The sequence below is a fragment of the Arthrobacter tecti genome, from assembly GCF_054511355.1.
The window spans coordinates 94,940-110,727 of record NZ_JBTNCT010000008.1 but is presented as its reverse complement, the minus strand read 5'-3'; the positions used below and the strand labels follow the sequence as shown (position 1 = coordinate 110,727).

At 64.0% G+C, this 15,788-nt stretch carries 17 protein-coding genes; 9 read left to right on the top strand and 8 right to left on the bottom strand.

The window, feature by feature from the left end; translation table 11 throughout:
• Window positions 1–52: 52 nt before the first annotated feature.
• The 3 genes from ACX80C_RS11100 to ACX80C_RS11090 are packed head-to-tail and all read left to right on the top strand — an operon-like array spanning window position 53 to window position 2,986.
• Entirely contained in the window at window positions 53–1,189 is a 1,137-nt protein-coding gene (locus tag ACX80C_RS11100) for a type III polyketide synthase (protein ID WP_459326523.1), read from the top strand.
• Window positions 1,180–1,872, top strand: a complete 693-nt coding sequence (locus ACX80C_RS11095) for a class I SAM-dependent methyltransferase (protein ID WP_459326522.1) — start codon at window positions 1,180–1,182, stop codon at window positions 1,870–1,872. Before ACX80C_RS11100 ends, ACX80C_RS11095 begins: the two co-directional genes overlap by 10 nt.
• A complete protein-coding gene (locus ACX80C_RS11090; protein WP_459326521.1) occupies window positions 1,865–2,986 on the top strand; it encodes an FAD-dependent oxidoreductase in 1,122 nt (373 codons plus the stop codon). Before ACX80C_RS11095 ends, ACX80C_RS11090 begins: the two co-directional genes overlap by 8 nt.
• A 30-nt stretch (window positions 2,987–3,016) precedes the next feature.
• On the opposite strand, the gene ACX80C_RS11085 is transcribed toward ACX80C_RS11090, so the two are convergent.
• Window positions 3,017–3,643, bottom strand: a complete 627-nt coding sequence (locus ACX80C_RS11085; protein ID WP_459326520.1) for an FMN reductase — start codon at window positions 3,641–3,643, stop codon at window positions 3,017–3,019.
• Between the two features lie 73 nt (window positions 3,644–3,716).
• Window positions 3,717–3,920: a hypervirulence associated TUDOR domain-containing protein gene (locus tag ACX80C_RS11080; RefSeq protein ID WP_459326519.1), complete on the bottom strand. Its 204-nt coding sequence runs from the start codon at window positions 3,918–3,920 to the stop codon at window positions 3,717–3,719.
• Window positions 3,921–4,137: 217 nt separating this feature from the next.
• Between ACX80C_RS11080 and ACX80C_RS11075 the strand changes: the two genes are divergently transcribed.
• Complete coding sequence (locus tag ACX80C_RS11075; RefSeq protein ID WP_459326518.1) at window positions 4,138–4,563, top strand: nucleotidyltransferase family protein; 426 nt, start codon at window positions 4,138–4,140, stop codon at window positions 4,561–4,563.
• 77 nt (window positions 4,564–4,640) lie between these two features.
• Here the strand turns inward: ACX80C_RS11075 and ACX80C_RS11070 are convergent, their stop codons facing one another.
• The 3 genes from ACX80C_RS11070 to speB all read right to left on the bottom strand — a co-directional run bounded on the left by ACX80C_RS11070 (window position 4,641) and on the right by speB (window position 8,441).
• Window positions 4,641–5,648 carry a nitronate monooxygenase gene (locus tag ACX80C_RS11070; protein WP_459326517.1) on the bottom strand — a complete coding sequence of 336 codons (1,008 nt, stop codon included), beginning with the start codon at window positions 5,646–5,648 and terminating at the stop codon, window positions 4,641–4,643.
• Between the two features lie 127 nt (window positions 5,649–5,775).
• On the bottom strand, window positions 5,776–7,458 hold the full coding sequence (locus ACX80C_RS11065) for a thiamine pyrophosphate-binding protein (protein WP_459326516.1): 1,683 nt from the start codon (window positions 7,456–7,458) through the stop codon (window positions 5,776–5,778).
• The gene (speB, locus tag ACX80C_RS11060) at window positions 7,458–8,441 is read right to left on the bottom strand and encodes an agmatinase (protein WP_459326515.1); all 984 of its coding nucleotides are present in this window, start codon (window positions 8,439–8,441) and stop codon (window positions 7,458–7,460) included. Before speB ends, ACX80C_RS11065 begins: the two co-directional genes overlap by 1 nt.
• Window positions 8,442–8,627: 186 nt before the next feature.
• Between speB and ACX80C_RS11055 the strand changes: the two genes are divergently transcribed.
• Window positions 8,628–9,026, top strand: coding sequence for a DUF1801 domain-containing protein (locus ACX80C_RS11055; RefSeq protein WP_459326514.1), 399 nt, complete (start codon window positions 8,628–8,630; stop codon window positions 9,024–9,026).
• Here the strand turns inward: ACX80C_RS11055 and ACX80C_RS11050 are convergent.
• On the bottom strand, window positions 9,023–9,451 hold the full coding sequence (locus ACX80C_RS11050) for a VOC family protein (RefSeq protein ID WP_459326513.1): 429 nt from the start codon (window positions 9,449–9,451) through the stop codon (window positions 9,023–9,025). The two genes, ACX80C_RS11055 and ACX80C_RS11050, sit on opposite strands and share 4 nt — an antisense overlap.
• Before the next feature lie 160 nt (window positions 9,452–9,611).
• Between ACX80C_RS11050 and ACX80C_RS11045 the strand changes: the two genes are divergently transcribed.
• The 3 genes from ACX80C_RS11045 to ACX80C_RS11035 are packed head-to-tail and all read left to right on the top strand — an operon-like array spanning window position 9,612 to window position 11,800.
• Window positions 9,612–10,571: a carbohydrate ABC transporter permease gene (locus tag ACX80C_RS11045; RefSeq protein ID WP_459326512.1), complete on the top strand. Its 960-nt coding sequence runs from the start codon at window positions 9,612–9,614 to the stop codon at window positions 10,569–10,571.
• The gene (locus tag ACX80C_RS11040; RefSeq protein ID WP_459326511.1) at window positions 10,571–11,512 is read left to right on the top strand and encodes a carbohydrate ABC transporter permease; all 942 of its coding nucleotides are present in this window, start codon (window positions 10,571–10,573) and stop codon (window positions 11,510–11,512) included. The genes ACX80C_RS11045 and ACX80C_RS11040 overlap by 1 nt, the downstream gene beginning before the upstream one ends.
• A 60-nt stretch (window positions 11,513–11,572) precedes the next feature.
• A complete protein-coding gene (locus ACX80C_RS11035) occupies window positions 11,573–11,800 on the top strand; it encodes a hypothetical protein (RefSeq protein ID WP_459326510.1) in 228 nt (75 codons plus the stop codon).
• Between the two features lie 86 nt (window positions 11,801–11,886).
• Here ACX80C_RS11035 and ACX80C_RS11030 read toward each other — a convergent pair whose 3' ends face one another.
• Both ACX80C_RS11030 and ACX80C_RS11025 read right to left on the bottom strand, forming a co-directional pair.
• Complete coding sequence (locus tag ACX80C_RS11030) at window positions 11,887–13,272, bottom strand: ABC transporter substrate-binding protein (RefSeq protein WP_459326509.1); 1,386 nt, start codon at window positions 13,270–13,272, stop codon at window positions 11,887–11,889.
• A gap of 200 nt (window positions 13,273–13,472) precedes the next feature.
• Window positions 13,473–14,051 carry a helix-turn-helix domain-containing protein gene (locus ACX80C_RS11025; RefSeq protein ID WP_459326508.1) on the bottom strand — a complete coding sequence of 193 codons (579 nt, stop codon included), beginning with the start codon at window positions 14,049–14,051 and terminating at the stop codon, window positions 13,473–13,475.
• Window positions 14,052–14,200: 149 nt separating this feature from the next.
• On the opposite strand from ACX80C_RS11025, the gene ACX80C_RS11020 reads away from it, so the two are divergent.
• Window positions 14,201–15,733: a sodium:solute symporter family protein gene (locus tag ACX80C_RS11020; RefSeq protein ID WP_459326507.1), complete on the top strand. Its 1,533-nt coding sequence runs from the start codon at window positions 14,201–14,203 to the stop codon at window positions 15,731–15,733.
• Window positions 15,734–15,788 lie beyond the last annotated feature (55 nt).

Below are 15,788 nucleotides of genomic sequence, written 5' to 3'. Positions count from 1 at the left end.
AATCAGTATGCTTCGTATTGTGTTCGGTCAGCGGCTCACCTAAGAATGAACTATGACAGTGCTGATGAGGTCCCTCGAAACCGCAGTTCCGACAACCGTCATGGTCCAATCCGTAGTGCGGGATGTTTTCGCTGCTCAGCCGGGCCTGAACCGTCTCGGGAAGCGGCTGGTCACAGCGGCCTTCGACTCCTCCGGCATCGATACCCGCTACACCGCCGTCGATGAGCTGACCCTCGAGCGGCATAACGAGGAGCCGCTGTTCTTCGACTCCGACACCATGACGATCCTCAGCCCGGGCACAAAGGCGCGCAACGAGGTCTACGCCGAGCAGAGCACCAAGCTCTTCATCGAGGCGGCGCAGAAGGCACTCGACGCCGCAGAGGGTGTGCGTGCGGAAGACGTCACGCATGTCGTCACCGTGTCCTGTACCGGTTTCTTCAACCCGGGGCCGGACTACAAGATTGTGCGTGCGCTCGGCTTGAACGCGTCCGCCCAGCGCTTCCACTTGGGATTCATGGGATGTTACGCGGCTTTCCCGGCACTGCGCGCCGCGAAGTCGTTCTGCGACGCGGATCCGAACGCCGTGGTCCTGGTGGTGAGCACCGAGCTGTGTTCGCTGCACGTGCGGTCCTCCAACAATCCGGACACCATTGTGGGTACGTCGCTCTTCGCCGACGGCGCCGCCGCCGCGATCATCAGCGCCCGCACAGACATTCCGCGTCCCGAGGGCAGCCTGCTGAGCCTGGACTTCTTCGAGACCACGCTCACACCGGTCGGCGAAGAGTCCATGGCGTGGAACATCGGCGACGAGGGTTTCGAGATGGTGCTCGGGACATACGTGCCGCACATCATCGACGAGCACATCGTCGAAGCCCTTCGCCCCCTGCTGGAGCGGGACGAGTCGCTGATCGGAAAGGAATACCGCGACATCGAGCACTGGGCCATCCACCCCGGCGGCCGCAGCATCCTCGACAAGGTACAGGCCAAACTGAAACTCAGCGACGACCAGTTGATCCCCGCCCGCGAAACCCTCCGCAACTACGGCAACATGAGCAGCGCCACCGTGATGTTCGTTCTGAAGCACATCCTCGAGCAGCCAACAGTGCAGGTCAACGAGCGTATCTGCTCCATGGCCTTCGGGCCGGGCCTCACCGTCGAAACCGCCCTGCTCACCAAGACATGTTCCTGAGCCACCGGGACCTTGACGCCGTCGAGGAGATGGACAAACCCGGCTGCGATCCCGCCGCGCTCGACCGCACGTACGCGCAGTTCAGCCTCGTCAACCGCTTCGTTGCAGGCTGGCGCCGCACGTGGGAACGAAAGGTGCGTCCGGTGCTCTCAACCACGCGCACCAACACACTGCTGGACATCGGCTCCGGGGGCGGCGACGTTCCGCGGGCCTTTGCCCGCTGGGCGTTGCGCGACGGCATCCGGCTCACCATCACGGCCATCGACCCGGACGAGCGAGCCTTCGCCTTCGCCAAACGTCGGCACGACAATGAGCCAGCGCCGGGACTCACCTTCCGGCGCGCGTTCAGTTCGGAGCTGGTGGCGAAGGGGGAACAGTACGACGTCGTCACCTCCAACCATGTGCTGCATCACCTCAGCCCCGACGAGCTGGGCGGCCTGCTTCGCGACTCCGAGCTGCTCAGCACACGACTTGCCCTGCACAGCGATATCGAGCGGACAAGGATCGGATACCCGCTCTTCTCACTCGCCACGCTTCCGTTTCTCGGATCCTATATCCGCGAAGACGGGCTGACGTCGATCCGGCGTAGCTACCTCGCGAGGGAACTGCGCGGCGTCGCACCGGAGGGTTGGCGCGTGGAACGGCAGTTCCCGTTCCGGAACCTGCTGGTGCGCCGTGCCTGACGTCGTCGTCGTTGGTGGTGGGCCCGTTGGGCTTTTCGCCGGGATCCTGCTGGCGCAGGCCGGGGTGGACGTGCAGGTACTGGAACGCCGGCTTTCACGGAGCAATCACTCCCGTGCGATCGGCATTCATCCGCCCGCACTGGGTGTGCTGGAAGCGGCCGGAGTTGCGGAGCAGCTGATCGCTGAAGGTGTCCGGATTCCGGGTGGCGTGGCGCGCAGCAGGGGACGGAAGATCGCGGAGTTGTCCTTCGACTGTGTTCCGGGAAGGCACCGCTATGTACTGGCAATTCCACAGGAGCAAACCGAACGGATCCTCGCCGGGCGGCTTGCCCAGCTCGCGCCGGATGCGCTGCAGCGCGGAGCGGGCGTGGAATCCGTGCACGACCTCGGGGGCGAAGCACTCACGCTCACTTCCGCCGGGACATACCGTTCACAGCTGGTGATCGGAGCCGACGGCGCGCGCAGCACCGTCCGCGGCGCCGCGGGGATCGGGGCACCCGTGCGGCCATACGCGGATGCCTATGTGATGGGTGATTTCGCGGACGCCACCTGCGACGGCAGCACCGCGGCGCTTTACCTTGAGCCGGACGGGATTGTGGAGTCGTTTCCGCTGCCCGGTTCGGTACGGCGCTGGGTAGTGCGGATGCCGGCGCTCGTGGACTCCCCCACCGCGGCTACCGTCGCTGACCTGGTGGCTCAACGGACAGGCGTTTCCGTGGATCCGGACGGCAACACGATGCTGAGCTCCTTCGAAGTGCGGCGCCGCATCGCGGACCGGTTCGTGCGGGGGCGCATCGCGTTGATCGGCGATGCCGCCCATGAGGTCTCACCGATCGGCGGCCAGGGCATGAATCTCGGCTGGCTCGACGCCGCACACCTGGTTCCGCTGATGGTCGCCTCGCTTGCCGGTCGCGACGTGGGCCTGGAGCTGCGCCGCTTCAACAGCGAACGACGCCGGGCAGCCGTTGTCGCGTCTCGCCAGGCCCACGTCAACATGCTGCTGGGACGGCCGATGCCGCCGTCGTTATTGTCCGCCCGCAACCGGATCCTGAGCCAGGTGGCAGGAATTCCGGCAGTACACGACGCCGTGGCACGCACGTTCACGATGCACTGAGGGGTTGTGCCCGGCTCCTCGACCGCCGACCTAGCGTCCCTGGACTTGCGCGAGCAGGTCCTCGAACGGGGCCGACGCCTGCAGACCGTCCGGGCGACGCGCCGTCGTCGTGCCCGCCACCATGCCGGCGAGCTCCGATGCGGCGCGGGTTACGCGCTGGTCGAGCGCCGGCGCGCCCTGCGTGCCGGATCCCCAGTCCTCCGGAGCGGCGTAGACGGCTGTCGGCGCCACGCGTGCGCGCAGGTAGCTGAAGAGGGGACGCATTGCGTGGTCGAGCATGAGCGAGTGGCGGATGCTGCCGCCGGTCGCGCCGATGAGGACGGGCATGCCTTCGAGGACGGTGTTGTCGAGGACGTCGAAGAAGGATTTGAGCAGCCCGCTGTAGGAGCCGGAAAAGACAGGACTGACCACAATGAGGGCGTCCGCATCCTTCACGGACTGCAGCGCGTCTGCGAGTGCGGGCGGGGCGAAACCGGTCACCATGTTGTTGGCGATGTCGACGGCCAGTTCGCGCAGTTCGATAGTGGTCACGTCTGCCCGCAGGTCCAGCCCGTCGAGCTCGCGGCGGGTTGCTTCCGCAAGCTGGTCAGCCAGCATCCTGCTCGACGACGGGGTGCCCATGCCACCGGACACCACTACTACTCGGCGCGTTTCCATTGCCGGTCCTCCAGTCCACTTTGTTCATGCGTTTGCATCTAGTTGAACCGTCGCGGTCCGGGAAACATTCCCGTTAGTGCTCCGACAGCGCGCTTTCCTTGTGAGCGGCCTGCTTGCCCGTCTTCTCACTTTCCACAACGTAGTAGGGCTCATCCTTGGAAGCATTGAACTTCTGCCCGTCGAAGGTGAACTCCTTGTCCTTCTTCTCGACCACCTTGCCGTGCGTTTTGCCCTGCGAGGTGTTCCAGCTGACCTTGGTTCCTTTGCTGAATGACATGGGTCCAGCCTTGCACCCCGGGGTGGCACGCGCCACCCCCAGTACTCACCGCTGAGTGTTGAGATAATGACGTTTTGCCAAGTGTGGACCCTGGGCCGGCTTGACCACGTCGTCCATGTAGGGGTAGATGGGGACCACTCCGGCATCGGTCGCGCCAGCTGCCTCAAGGCGATGACAAGACCGGCGTCGATCCCCTACGCCTGTTACCCTCCTAGCCATGACACCCAGGTTGAAGGGGCGACGGCGAGCTGTCGCGCAACTGCTGAAGGAAGTCGCTGCGTGGGCAAGCCGCAACGACGATGTGAAAGCTGTTGCGCTGGTTGGGTCGTATGCAAGAGGAGCTGAGCGTATGGCAAGTGACGTAGACATCGTCGTGCTTGGAGACGCTCCGAGCCTCCTCGATGATCCGTCGTGGTTCCAGCAGTTACGTCCGGGATCACGCCTTATTCGCACGGAGATCTGGGGGCCCGTTCGCGAACGTCGGTTCCGTCTGTCATCGGGGCTCATTGTGGAGCTGGGCATCGCCCCTTCGAGCTGGGCAGATGTCCCCCTGGATTCAGGTACGCGTCGCGTTCTCCACGACGGGCATCAGATTGTCTACGACACGGGCCTCCTGAAAGTAGCCTCGGCCGCTGTCCTGTAGGTGAGCGCTTCGATTTCATGCACCACCCTGTGCGTGGATCGACTCTCCAATAGGTGACCGTTAGAGCGGCGAAACGGTCACCTATTGGAGAGTCGATCGATGATCCTGGCCGCAGGCCCCGACTGAGCAGACGCAAACCCGGTACCCGCCCAGAAATGCGCTACATCGGCGTTCCCCTGCGCGACGGCGGCCTTCCGCAGCGGTGCTGTGACATGGTGCAGGTGCGGGTATCCAACCGGGGCATCCGGGTGGTCCAGAATGAACCTGTTCGTCAGGCCGCGGGCAACCCGCCCGGTGTACGCGCGCGTCAACGTGGTGGAGGAGAAGTCGGTCAGCGCCGCCCGGTGCAGCGGATTGGTGCCGGCCTCATCCGCCAGCAGCAGGGCGGTGCCGATCTGCACGGCGTCGGCTCCGAGACCAAGCAAGCGTACGACGTCGTCGGGCCCGCACACTCCCCCGCCCACCGCGAGCGGGACCCGGGTTACGGCCCGGATCGCGGCGAGGGTGTCTTCGAGCTTTTGCGTGGTTGGTTCATCCCGCTGGTCGAGCGTGCCGCGATGACCGCCGGCGTTCGGTCCCTGGACCGCCAGCGTCCACGTGCCGCGGGCGAGCGCTAACTCCGCCTCGGCCGCGGTGGTCACCGTCACGATTGGCAGGATTCCGGCGTCAGCGAAGGTGCCCAGGACCGCGGCATCCGGACAGCCGAACGTGAACGATACCGCAGCTGGCCGCAGGTCCAGAACGGCTTCGAGCTTCACGTGCCAATCGTCGTCGTCGCCCTTTGGCAGTGCGGGCTCCACCCCGAGCGCCGAAGCAACACCCGCCAGCGAGGAACGGTACGCGTCAAGCTCATCGGCAGCCGGCCGGAAGTCGTCCGGGACAAACAGGTTCACGCCCAGCGGCCCATTCGTCAGCTGCTGCGCCTGCTCAAACTGGCCCTCCAGGTCCTCCGCTGTGCGGTACCCGGCGGCGAGGAACCCGAGCCCGCCGGCGTTTGTGACGGCAGCTGCGAGTTCAGGCGTGGACGGCCCTCCCGCCATCGGTGCACCGACAATCGGGCGGTCGAGATCTCGCAGGTCAAACACGGCGCTCCTTCGGTTGGTCCTGTACGCGCCTCTCCCTGCTGAGTGCGGAGATAATGACCGTATAAGGCCGCTATTCCGTCATTATCTACTCAGTCAGCGTGTCAGGAACAACCCCCAGCCCATCAACCTACAGGTGCGTCGGCGCGAACAGCCTCAGCAGGGTCTCGACGACGACGACGTTCGGCCCCTCAGCTGCAAAGCTTGCCTCGAGTGCCTCCCGCACATCCTCCGGAGCTACCCGGACTGCGGGAACGCCGAATGACTCAGCGAGCTTCACGAAGTCGGGGCGGGTCAGCTCGGTGGCGGTTGCCTTGCCGAATGCACCCTCCATGTACTCGCGGAGGATGCCGTACCCGCCGTCGTCGACAATCAGCCAGGTCACGGGGAGGTTGTGCTGACGGGCTGTCGCGAGCTCGGCGATCGAGTACATCGCGGAGCCGTCGCCGGAGACGGCGAGCACCCGTGCGGGCTGCCCCTTGGACGCCAGGCCGACGGCTCCGCCGATCGCCCCGGGGAAGCCGTACCCCAACCCGCCGGCACCCTGCGCCGAGTGGAACTGCCCGTTCCGGGAGTCCCAGCAGCTCCACGCCCAGTAAGCGGCGATGGTCATGTCCCAGAAGGTCTGCATGTCCGACGGCGCAGCCTCGCGGATGTCGTCCATGAACTTACGTTCCTTGCCGAGATCCTGGGCGTCGAGCCGGGCCCGGACCTTGGCGAGCGTTTCGGCGACAAGCTTGCGGGGATCGTACTTCCCGGTCCGGGGCTCTACGGCGGTCAATGCGTCATCGAGCGAGGCAAGCGCCTGCCCGGCGTCGGCACGGATACCGAGCGCGGGCCGGTTGGATTCGAGAACGCGTGGTTCGGCGTCGATCTGGATGATCCGGCCGCGCGGTTCAAGGGTGAAGTAGTTGGAGGTGACTTCGCCGAGGGAGGATCCGATCACAAGGAGGACGTCCGCTTCCTCGAGCACCTCTGTCACGTAGCGGTCCTCAACCCAGGACTGCAGCGACAGCTCGTGGTTCCACGGGAATGCTCCGTTTCCGCCGGGCGAGCACAGCACCGGAGCGTCCAGCTTCTCGGCGATGGACAGGAGCCACTTCTCGGCACGCCCGCGGCGGGCGCCTCCGCCGGCCACAATCGCCGGCCGCTTGGACTCCGAAAGCCACTTGACTGCTTCGCGGACCAGTTCCACCCGGGGCGGGTTGTCGAAGGGTTCGGCGAGCGCATCCTCCACCTGCGGGACCACGATTGAATCCAGCAGCACGTTCTGCGGGACCTCGACCCACACCGGGCCCTGCGGCGAGGACACGGCTTCGGTCCAGGCGTCCTGAATGGCAGACGGGATACCGGAGGCGTGCTGGATCAACCGCTGGCTCTTTGTGACGTTCGCGGCGGAGGCCTTCTGGTCATCGAGCTGGTGCAGCATCCCCTTCCGGCGGGCGCCGAGGCCCTCGAGCGGGATCTGGCTGGCGATGACGACCATCGGCACACCAGTGGCGTAGGCCTCCTGAAGGCCGGCAAGGGAGGTCAGCGCACCCGGCCCGGTGGAAAGGAAGAGCACACCAACCTCACCGGTGGCACGGGAAAAACCGTCAGCCGCGAACGCGCTGTTGTTCTCCACGCGGCTCGACACGAACTCAAGGTCTGAGCGGGAGAGCGCGTCGAACAAGCCGAGCGCATGCTGGCCGGGGATGCCGAACACGGTGGTGGCGCCAAGCGCGCTGAGCGTCTCGACGACGAGATCGCCGCCGTTGCGCTGACCCGTGACCGGCTGAGGGGGTACTGTGGCGTCGCTGTCGGTGGACTGCATCAGCCGTCCTTTCGGGTGGAGATTTCGTCGGCCATGAGGCTGACCAGGTCATACGCTACGTGGGATGCGGCGACGCCGGTGATCTCGGCGTGGTCATAGGCGGGGGCAACTTCGACGACGTCGGCGCCCACCAGGTTCATGCCGCGCAGTCCGCGAAGAATCTCCAACAGTTCCCGGCTGGTGATTCCACCCGCTTCCGGGGTACCGGTGCCGGGGGCGTGTGCGGGGTCGAGAACATCGATATCAATGGACACGTAGAGCGGACGGTTCCCAATCCGGTCGCGCAGCTTGGCAACGGTCTCGTCCACGCCCTGCCGGAAGACGTCGGAGGAGGTGACGATGCCGAAGCCGAAGCGGCGGTCATCCTCAAGGTCCTTCACACCATAGAGCGGCCCGCGGGTTCCGACATGCGAGATCGCTTCGGTGTCGAGAATCCCCTCCTCCACAGCCCGGCGGAAAGGCGTGCCGTGCGTGTACTCAGCGCCGAAGTACGTGTCCCAGGTATCCAGGTGTGCGTCGAAGTGCAGCAATGCAACCGGCTCGCCCGCACGCTGGGATGCCGCGCGAAGCAAGGGAAGTGCGATCGTGTGGTCACCGCCGAGCGTGACCAGGCGGGCGCCGTCGTTCGTCAGGTCCAGCGCATTCTGCTGCACGGTCTCGATGGCCTCATTGATGTTGAAGGGGTTGACCGCCATGTCACCGGCGTCCGCGACCTGCACCCGTTCGAAGGGTGAGATGTCCAGCGCTGGGTTATAGGGGCGCAGCAGCCGGGAAGCCTCGCGTACGTGGTTGGAGCCGAACCGCGCGCCCGGGCGGTAGGACACCCCCGAGTCAAAAGGCACACCGACGACGGCGATATCCGCGCGCTCCACCTGGTCGATACGCGGGAGCCGGGCAAAAGTGGCTGCACCGGCGTAGCGAGGAATGCGGGACGAATCGATCGGGCCCAGGTGCCCACCGGCGGTTACGCGCAGTTCTTCCATGTACTTCTTCTCCCTTGACTCCCCGAAACCGCGAGCTCTGTTCGGCGCACGGAGTTGCCTAATAGGCATCAACTGTTTTGCGTAAGGCTAATTTGTGGCGAGGGTCTCAGTCAAGGCGGATACAGCGCGTGCCTTCCGCAGCCGAGGCGTGCACAATTACTCCCACGATGCCTTCAAGGAGCGCACATGACCTACGTTCGAGATCCGCGAGTCGACACCTACATAAACGGCCTGCCCGAGTGGCAGCAGGCCGTGTGCCGCGAGGTCCGCGATCTGGTCCACGCGGCCGATCCTGAGGTAGAGGAAACAATCAAACGTACAGTTCAGCCCTACTTCGTCCTCCAGGGCAACATTTGTGCTTTCCTCACCACGAAGGACCACCTCAACGTCTTCCTGTACGACGGCGCGATGGTGCCTGATCCTGAAGGGATCATCACCGCGGGTCACGAGAACAAGACCGCGCGGACAGTCGCCTTCTACGAAGGAGACGAGGTGAACGCGCCGGCGCTCCTTGCGATGTTCAAGCAGATTATTGCGAACAACCGGGCCGGCGGCTGGCGCAAACTGAAAGGATCGGGCAACTAAGCCTGTTTGCCGATACGCGCCCCAGCCGGGATGAGCGGCTTGTCCGCGCGCGCCCTGATCTGCTGCACTGCCCAGGAATTGCCGTCCGGATCGTCGAATCCAAAGAAAGTGCCGCCGTCGCGCTCGTCAAAGACCGTGATGTCGCTGACTTTCACACCCTTGCCGTGCAGTTCCTCCCTCGCTGCGTGCGCATCAGCAACCACAAGCTGCAGACCTTTCAGTGTTCCGGGCTTCATCGCGTCCATCCCCGGACCATTGCCGAAGACGATCGAGCAGCCGGACCCCGGGGGAGTCAGTTGCGTGAAGTGCATGCCGCCGGCTTCGGTCTCATGGTCCATGTGGAAGCCGAGCTTGTCACGGTAGAACTCGATCGAGCGTTTGATGTCGCTGACCGGAACAACCACTACCTCAAGCGTCCAATCCATCCCTGCTCCTCCTCGTTGAGAATGTCCGGTCAGGGTACCGCGGCGGGCTCGAATGCGTATAGCCGATCGCTTCCCGGATTGGAAGATCAGCGCGGCATACAAAGCATGCTTATGGCTTACTCTTGTTCCAAGCGAACCTGCAACTGCAAGGAGGTGCAGCATGGCCACCGCGTTGGAGCCTCGCGGGAAGAGGCGTATCAAGCGTCCCCGCTGGATCAAGGAGCCGTTCAACCGGGAAGCGCGGGCAGGCTATCTGTTCATCCTCCCCTGGGTCATCGGGTTCCTTATCTTCACCCTCGGTGCCATGATCTACAGCCTGGTCATCTCCTTCACCAACTATGATTTGTCAACAAATACGGCAGCCCCCGTGGGCTTCAGCAACTATGAGCGCCTCCTGGAAGACCCCAAAGTGATGACCTCACTGGGCAACACCCTGTACTACGCTGTCCTGTCAGTCCCACTCGAGATCTGCTTCGCGCTCCTGCTCGCCTACCTGCTGCATCGGATCCCCGACCGCGGAGCCGGCGTTTTCCGGGTCATCTACTACCTTCCTAAAATGACCCCTTCAGTTGCGGCCGCTTCCATTTTCCTGCTGCTCCTGAACGGCAACTCGGGAGCAATCAACACTTTCCTGGGCTGGTTCGGCATTGATGGGCCGCAATGGCTGATCGACCCAACCTGGATGAAGCCCTCGATCATCCTCATCGGCTTGTGGAGCGTGAGCGGGACCATGCTCATCCTGTTGGCGGCGCTCAAGAACGTCCCGAAAGATCTGTATGAAGCAGCAGCGCTCGACGGCGCGGGAGCAGTGCGGCAGTTCTTCAGCGTGACCGTGCCGATGATCTCGAACGCACTGTTCTTCTGCACCATTGTGCTGACCATTGCGGCGCTGCAGATCTTTGACCAGGCCTTCCTGCTGTTCTACCGCGACACTACCAACGCCGCCCCCGACGCCGCCCTCTTTGTCGGCGTCTACCTGTTCCAGCAGGCGTTCCAGCAATTCAACATGGGCTTCGCCGCGGCAATAGCCTGGCTGCTCTTCGTGATCATCCTCCTAGTCACGGTCGTCCAGGTTCGATTCGGGAACAAGCTCGTCTACTACGAAGGGGGTAGGAGCTGATGGCATCCGTCGTCGATTCGCAGCCGCAGGCGCTCGCAGAGTCCAACCCGGACAACAGGTCCGCCGCCGCGAAATCCCGCCCCTCCCCCTGGTACAAACCACGCGGCGTCATTGGGCAGATAGTGCTCTGGGCCCTCCTCATCGGGTTCTCCATCCTCTTCCTGTACCCCTTCGTCTGGCTGCTCTCAGCCACGTTCAAACCGCGGGAAGACGTCTTTGACAACCGCCTGATCCCCGAAACCTGGGTCTTCGACAACTACGTGCAGGTCTGGGAGCAACTCCCGCTGCTCTCCTGGCTGGGCAACAGTTTCACCATCGCGCTGCTGGCCGCCGGCCTGGTGACCATCTCGAGCTCGATCGTGGCATTCGGCTTCGCGTACTTCCGGTTCCCGTTCCGCAACCTCCTGTTCGGGCTGGTGCTTGGCACCATGATGTTGCCCGGAGCCGTGACGCTCATTCCCCAGTACCTGATCTGGAAGGACCTGGGCTTCCTCGGCACCAATGTTCCGCTCTGGGGCGCAAACCTGTTTGGGTCAGCCTTCTACATCTTCCTTCAGCGCCAGTTCTTCCTCGGGCTGCCGCGGGACATCTTCGAGGCCGCCCGCATTGACGGCTGCAGTTACTTCGGACTGTTTCGGCGCATTGCACTGCCGCTGTCCATACCGTCATTCATCATCGTGTTCGTCTTCGAGTTCCAGGCCAGCTGGACCAACCTGCAGGCGCCGCTGGTGTACCTGAATTTCGGACAGCCCTCTGAGTACACGGTCCCGCTCGGTATTTCCTATGCAATGTCCCTGTTCAGTCCGACGTCGGGCGGAGAAGCGGATTACCAGTATGTGATGACGGCGGCACTGCTGGTCACGCTGCCGATGCTGATCCTGTTCGCGATCGGGCAGCGCTACTTCATCGAGGGGCTCGCGGGGCAGGGGCGCAAGGGCTGATCGCCCCACACGCTGCGCGACCGATGGAACCCCGGCGTTGCCCATTTCGACGGCGGCAACTTGAATTTTCAGCCAGAAATCACCCAGGGAGGTCCAACTCCGTCGCCGGTTGGTGATCTCAAAGCGTTCAAGGATGTTAGCGCGGGAAACGTCGTGGACCGGTCCGGCGAGGGCTCACGCACCCTGCACAGGACGTGGAAGGTGCTTGAGCTGAGCACTCAGAACGGAACCATGCATCTCGCAGCTCGCGAGGCCGCCCTGGATCTCATCCGCACCGGATCCGCGTAGCGCGCCCAAGCCCCACCGAAGGCGCCGTCGTCGTCGTTAGATGTGGAAAGCGGGCCGGCGAAAGCCAGCCCGCTTACCCGTAGAAGCTACTGCGCGGCAGCTGTTGCCTGTTCGTAGACCAGCATCGCCGCGGCCTGGGCGTCACCGAGTGCTTGCTCGATGGTCTTGTCACCGGACATCGCCGGGGCAATCGCATTCTGCAGCTCCGTCTGGATTTCGAGGCCCGCCGGTGACGAACCCAGCGAGACGCCGTTCTCCAGCCCCTGGTAGTACGAGTCGATCAACTCATCAAAGCCTTCGAGACCCGTGGGCTCCAGGAACTCCTCCTGAATCATCCGGTCCGCGGTCTGCGAGCCAGTGAAGATTCCTGTGAAGACCTTCCCGGGCGTTTCCTCGATCGATTGCATCCGGGCTTCTGCGGCTGCCCTCCACGCCTCGTCGGAGGTGTTCGCTACCGCCCACTTGCAGGCCGCGGCCTTGTTCTTGGCCCCGGCGGGAATCACGTAGGACTGGCCACTGGCCGCAGCCATCGGCTCGCCGTCCTGGTTCCGCAACGGCACACCGGAAATTTCGAGCTCGTTCGCGAAATCAGCAAGCACGTTGGGGTACCACTGGGCGTACAACCCGGCACCCACCTGGTCTGTGACGAATTGATTGTCCGCGCCGAAGAAATCCCAGGTCTGGCCGAAGCTGTAGGCAGCCTCATAGCCGCCCTGCGCGTCGTAGATTTCCTTCAGCCAGGTCAGCGCTTCGATGTTCGCCGGATTATCCAGCGTGGGCTTCCCCTCCTCGTCCATGATCGCGCCGCCGAATGCCAGGAACCAGATGTGCGCCTGGGCCGGCAACTGCGGATCGAAGCCCAGGCGGGTCGGGTTCTCGCCGTCGGACTCATACATGGCTTTCGCAGCCTCGAGGACGGCTTCCGGATTGGAGGTGTCGAGGTCTTCGGGCGTGACGCCTGCCTCTTCCATGACGCGGGTGTTCATGATGATGGCCCACGGCTGCCAGAACTGGGGGATGCCGTAAATCTGCCCGTCATATGTGACGTCGCCGAGCACCGCCGGGTAGTAGTGCTCCTCGGCATTCACACCCTGCGCGGTGAAGCACTCGTCCACGGGTTCGATCAGTCCCTTGGCCGCATAGGTTGCAACAAATTGCCGGTCCATCAGCGTCAAGTCCGGGAGCGTGCCGCTGGCAGCCTGGGCAGCGAAGCGCTGCGGGTCAAAGTCGCTTTCGTTGATCGTGACTTCCACACCGTCTTCTTCGAGGGCAGCTGTCGCGAAGTCCGCACGGGAGGTGGCAACCTCGTCTCCGAGGGTGAAGCCGCCGGCCGACAAGGCGCCTGTGATCTCTGCCCCGTAGTCCACTTCTTCACCGGAGTCGGCTGGGCCGCCGCCTCCACCGCACGCGGTCGCGGTCAAGGCAATGACCGTAGCAGCGGCAAGTGACGCCGCAGTCCGAGAAGTCTTCATAGCTTCAGTCCCTTCACAAGCTCTTCCGCCGACACAGGCGCGCGGATCGTTGAGGCGTGGAGGCTTTCAGCGGACTTTCGACGCCGGCCGGGAACCTTTTCGATCGCACCGGACGCCGGTCCCTGTATAGACCGACGTCTTCGATCAGTATTCCATAAGCCAGCTTGGTATCCCGGTAACGATTAGAGCGTCAAACCGCGTCAGCCCCCGGACGCTGCCGGGACCAGCGTCCACAGGACCACCGCTTCCTCACCCGATGGGTTAACCCAGGTGTGCGGCTCCCGTCCGGGGAAAGTGACGGTATCCCCCGCCTCCATCTGGTACCGCGCGTTCGAGAAGATCAATTCAAAGCGGCCCGCAACAATATGCAGCGTCTCCACTTCGCAGTCCACGGAGTACAGCTCAGCTTCACCCCGGCCGTAGGGTTCGACGACGGCGCGGATCATCTGGAGCCGGCGTTCGGACCGCGCGGTCATGAGCCGTTCGTTGATCCCCTCCCCGCCGAGGCTGATCTTCGGCGCCTCGCCAAGCCGGGTGAGGTGCGTTTCAGGGACGGTGAAGAGGTCACCGATGGAGATGGAGAGGACCTGGCACAGGGTCACGAGGGAAGCTACGGAGGGCGAGGTCAGGTCCCGCTCCACCCTGCTGAGGAATCCTTTGGTCAGCCCGGTGGAGTCCGCCACCTGCTCGATCGTCATGCGCTGCGCCTGACGGGCAGAACGAATCCGCGAACCTATCGCAACGGGTGCGTTGCTTGGTTCGACTGGCAGAGCCTTCATCTTTGGTCCTTCCGGAGGCTGAATCACGAGCATACCGACGTGCTCCCAAGACTCACACTTGACCTGTTAGTTCCATCACAACTAGCCTACAGGGAAACATCTGTTGCCTATAGGTGAATCTTCCTCAATGCAGAAATAGCAGGAGAACCATGGAATTCCTCAATATCGCCATCGTGGCGCTGTACCTCGCCTCGATGCTGGCGTTCGGCTGGTGGGGAAAGTCCCGCACCAAGAACACCAGCGACTACCTGGTGGCGGGCCGGCGCCTCGGTCCGTTCCTCTACACAGGCACCATGGCCGCCGTCGTCCTGGGAGGCGCTTCCACCGTGGGAGGCGTGGGGCTTGGGTACCAGTTCGGCATTTCCGGGATGTGGCTCGTGGTCGCAATCGGCACCGGCGTGCTCGTGCTCAGTCTCTTCTTCGCACCGACCATCCAGCGCCTGAAGATCTACACGGTCTCCCAGATGCTCACCCTCCGCTACGGCCACGAGGCAACCAAGGTGGCCGGCATCGTCATGCTCGCCTACACGGTGGTGCTGTGCGCAACGTCCACCGGCGCCTACGCGACCATCTTCGTGGTGCTGTTCGGACTGGAGCGCTGGGTGGCCATCGCGCTCGGCGGCATCATCGTTTTGATCTACTCGACCGTGGGCGGCATGTGGTCCATCACCCTGGCTGACATGGCCCAGTTCATCATCAAGACCATCGGGGTCTTCGCCCTCATGCTTCCCTTCGCACTCTCCGCAGCCGGCGGTTTCGATGGAATCCGGGAACGCGCGGGCGAGGAGTTCTTCAGCATCACCGGTATCGGTGCGCAGTCGATCATCACCTACTTCGTTGTCTACACGCTCGGACTGCTCATCGGCCAGGACATCTGGCAGCGCGTGTTCACCTCGAAGACTCCCGGCGTGGCCCGTTGGGGCGGCACCACGGCCGGTATCTACTGCATCCTTTACGGCGTGGCCGGCGCGATGATCGGCATGGCCGCCAGCGTCCTCCTGCCCGTCCTCGAGAACACCGACGACGTCTACGCGCAGGTTGCGATCGAGATTCTTCCCATCGACATCGGCGGACTGGTCCTCGCCGCAGCCGTCGCGGCGATGATGTCCACCGCCTCCGGTGCGCTCATCGCGGCAGCAACAGTGGCGAGCGCCGACGTCGTTCCCTTCGTGCGCAGCTGGCGCCGCCACGGGCTCCGCGGCGGCACTGCGGTGGCAGCCCAGGGAAGCAAGGAGGAAAACCCCGGGCACGACGTCGCGGGCAACCGTCTCTGGGTGCTCGGTCTTGGCCTGCTCGCGGTGGCGGTCGCGATCGTGCTGAACGACGTCGTCGTTGCCCTCACCATCGCCTACGACATCCTGGTGGGCGGCCTGCTGGTCGCCATTCTCGGCGGACTCGTGTGGAAGCGCGGAACCGGGCCGGGCGCCGCGGTGTCCATGATCGCGGGTTCGGTTGTGACCCTCGGGACGCTGGCGGTCTACGCGGGCTTCAGCATTGGTGACGGTCTGTACGCCAACGAGCCGATCTACTTCGGACTGATCGCTTCCGCCCTCTCCTACGTGATCGTCTCGCTGTCCACGAAACCCACGGATTCAGTGGTGATGGCGGCGTGGAACCGGCGCGTTGCAGGCCAGGTCGAGGAGGAAATGCCTGTCGAAGGCCCCACGACGCCGGTCCGGTAGCGGGTTTTTCACAGAAACTGCCCGGAGGTTCAGGGCTGCCGGTTCGAACCGGCAG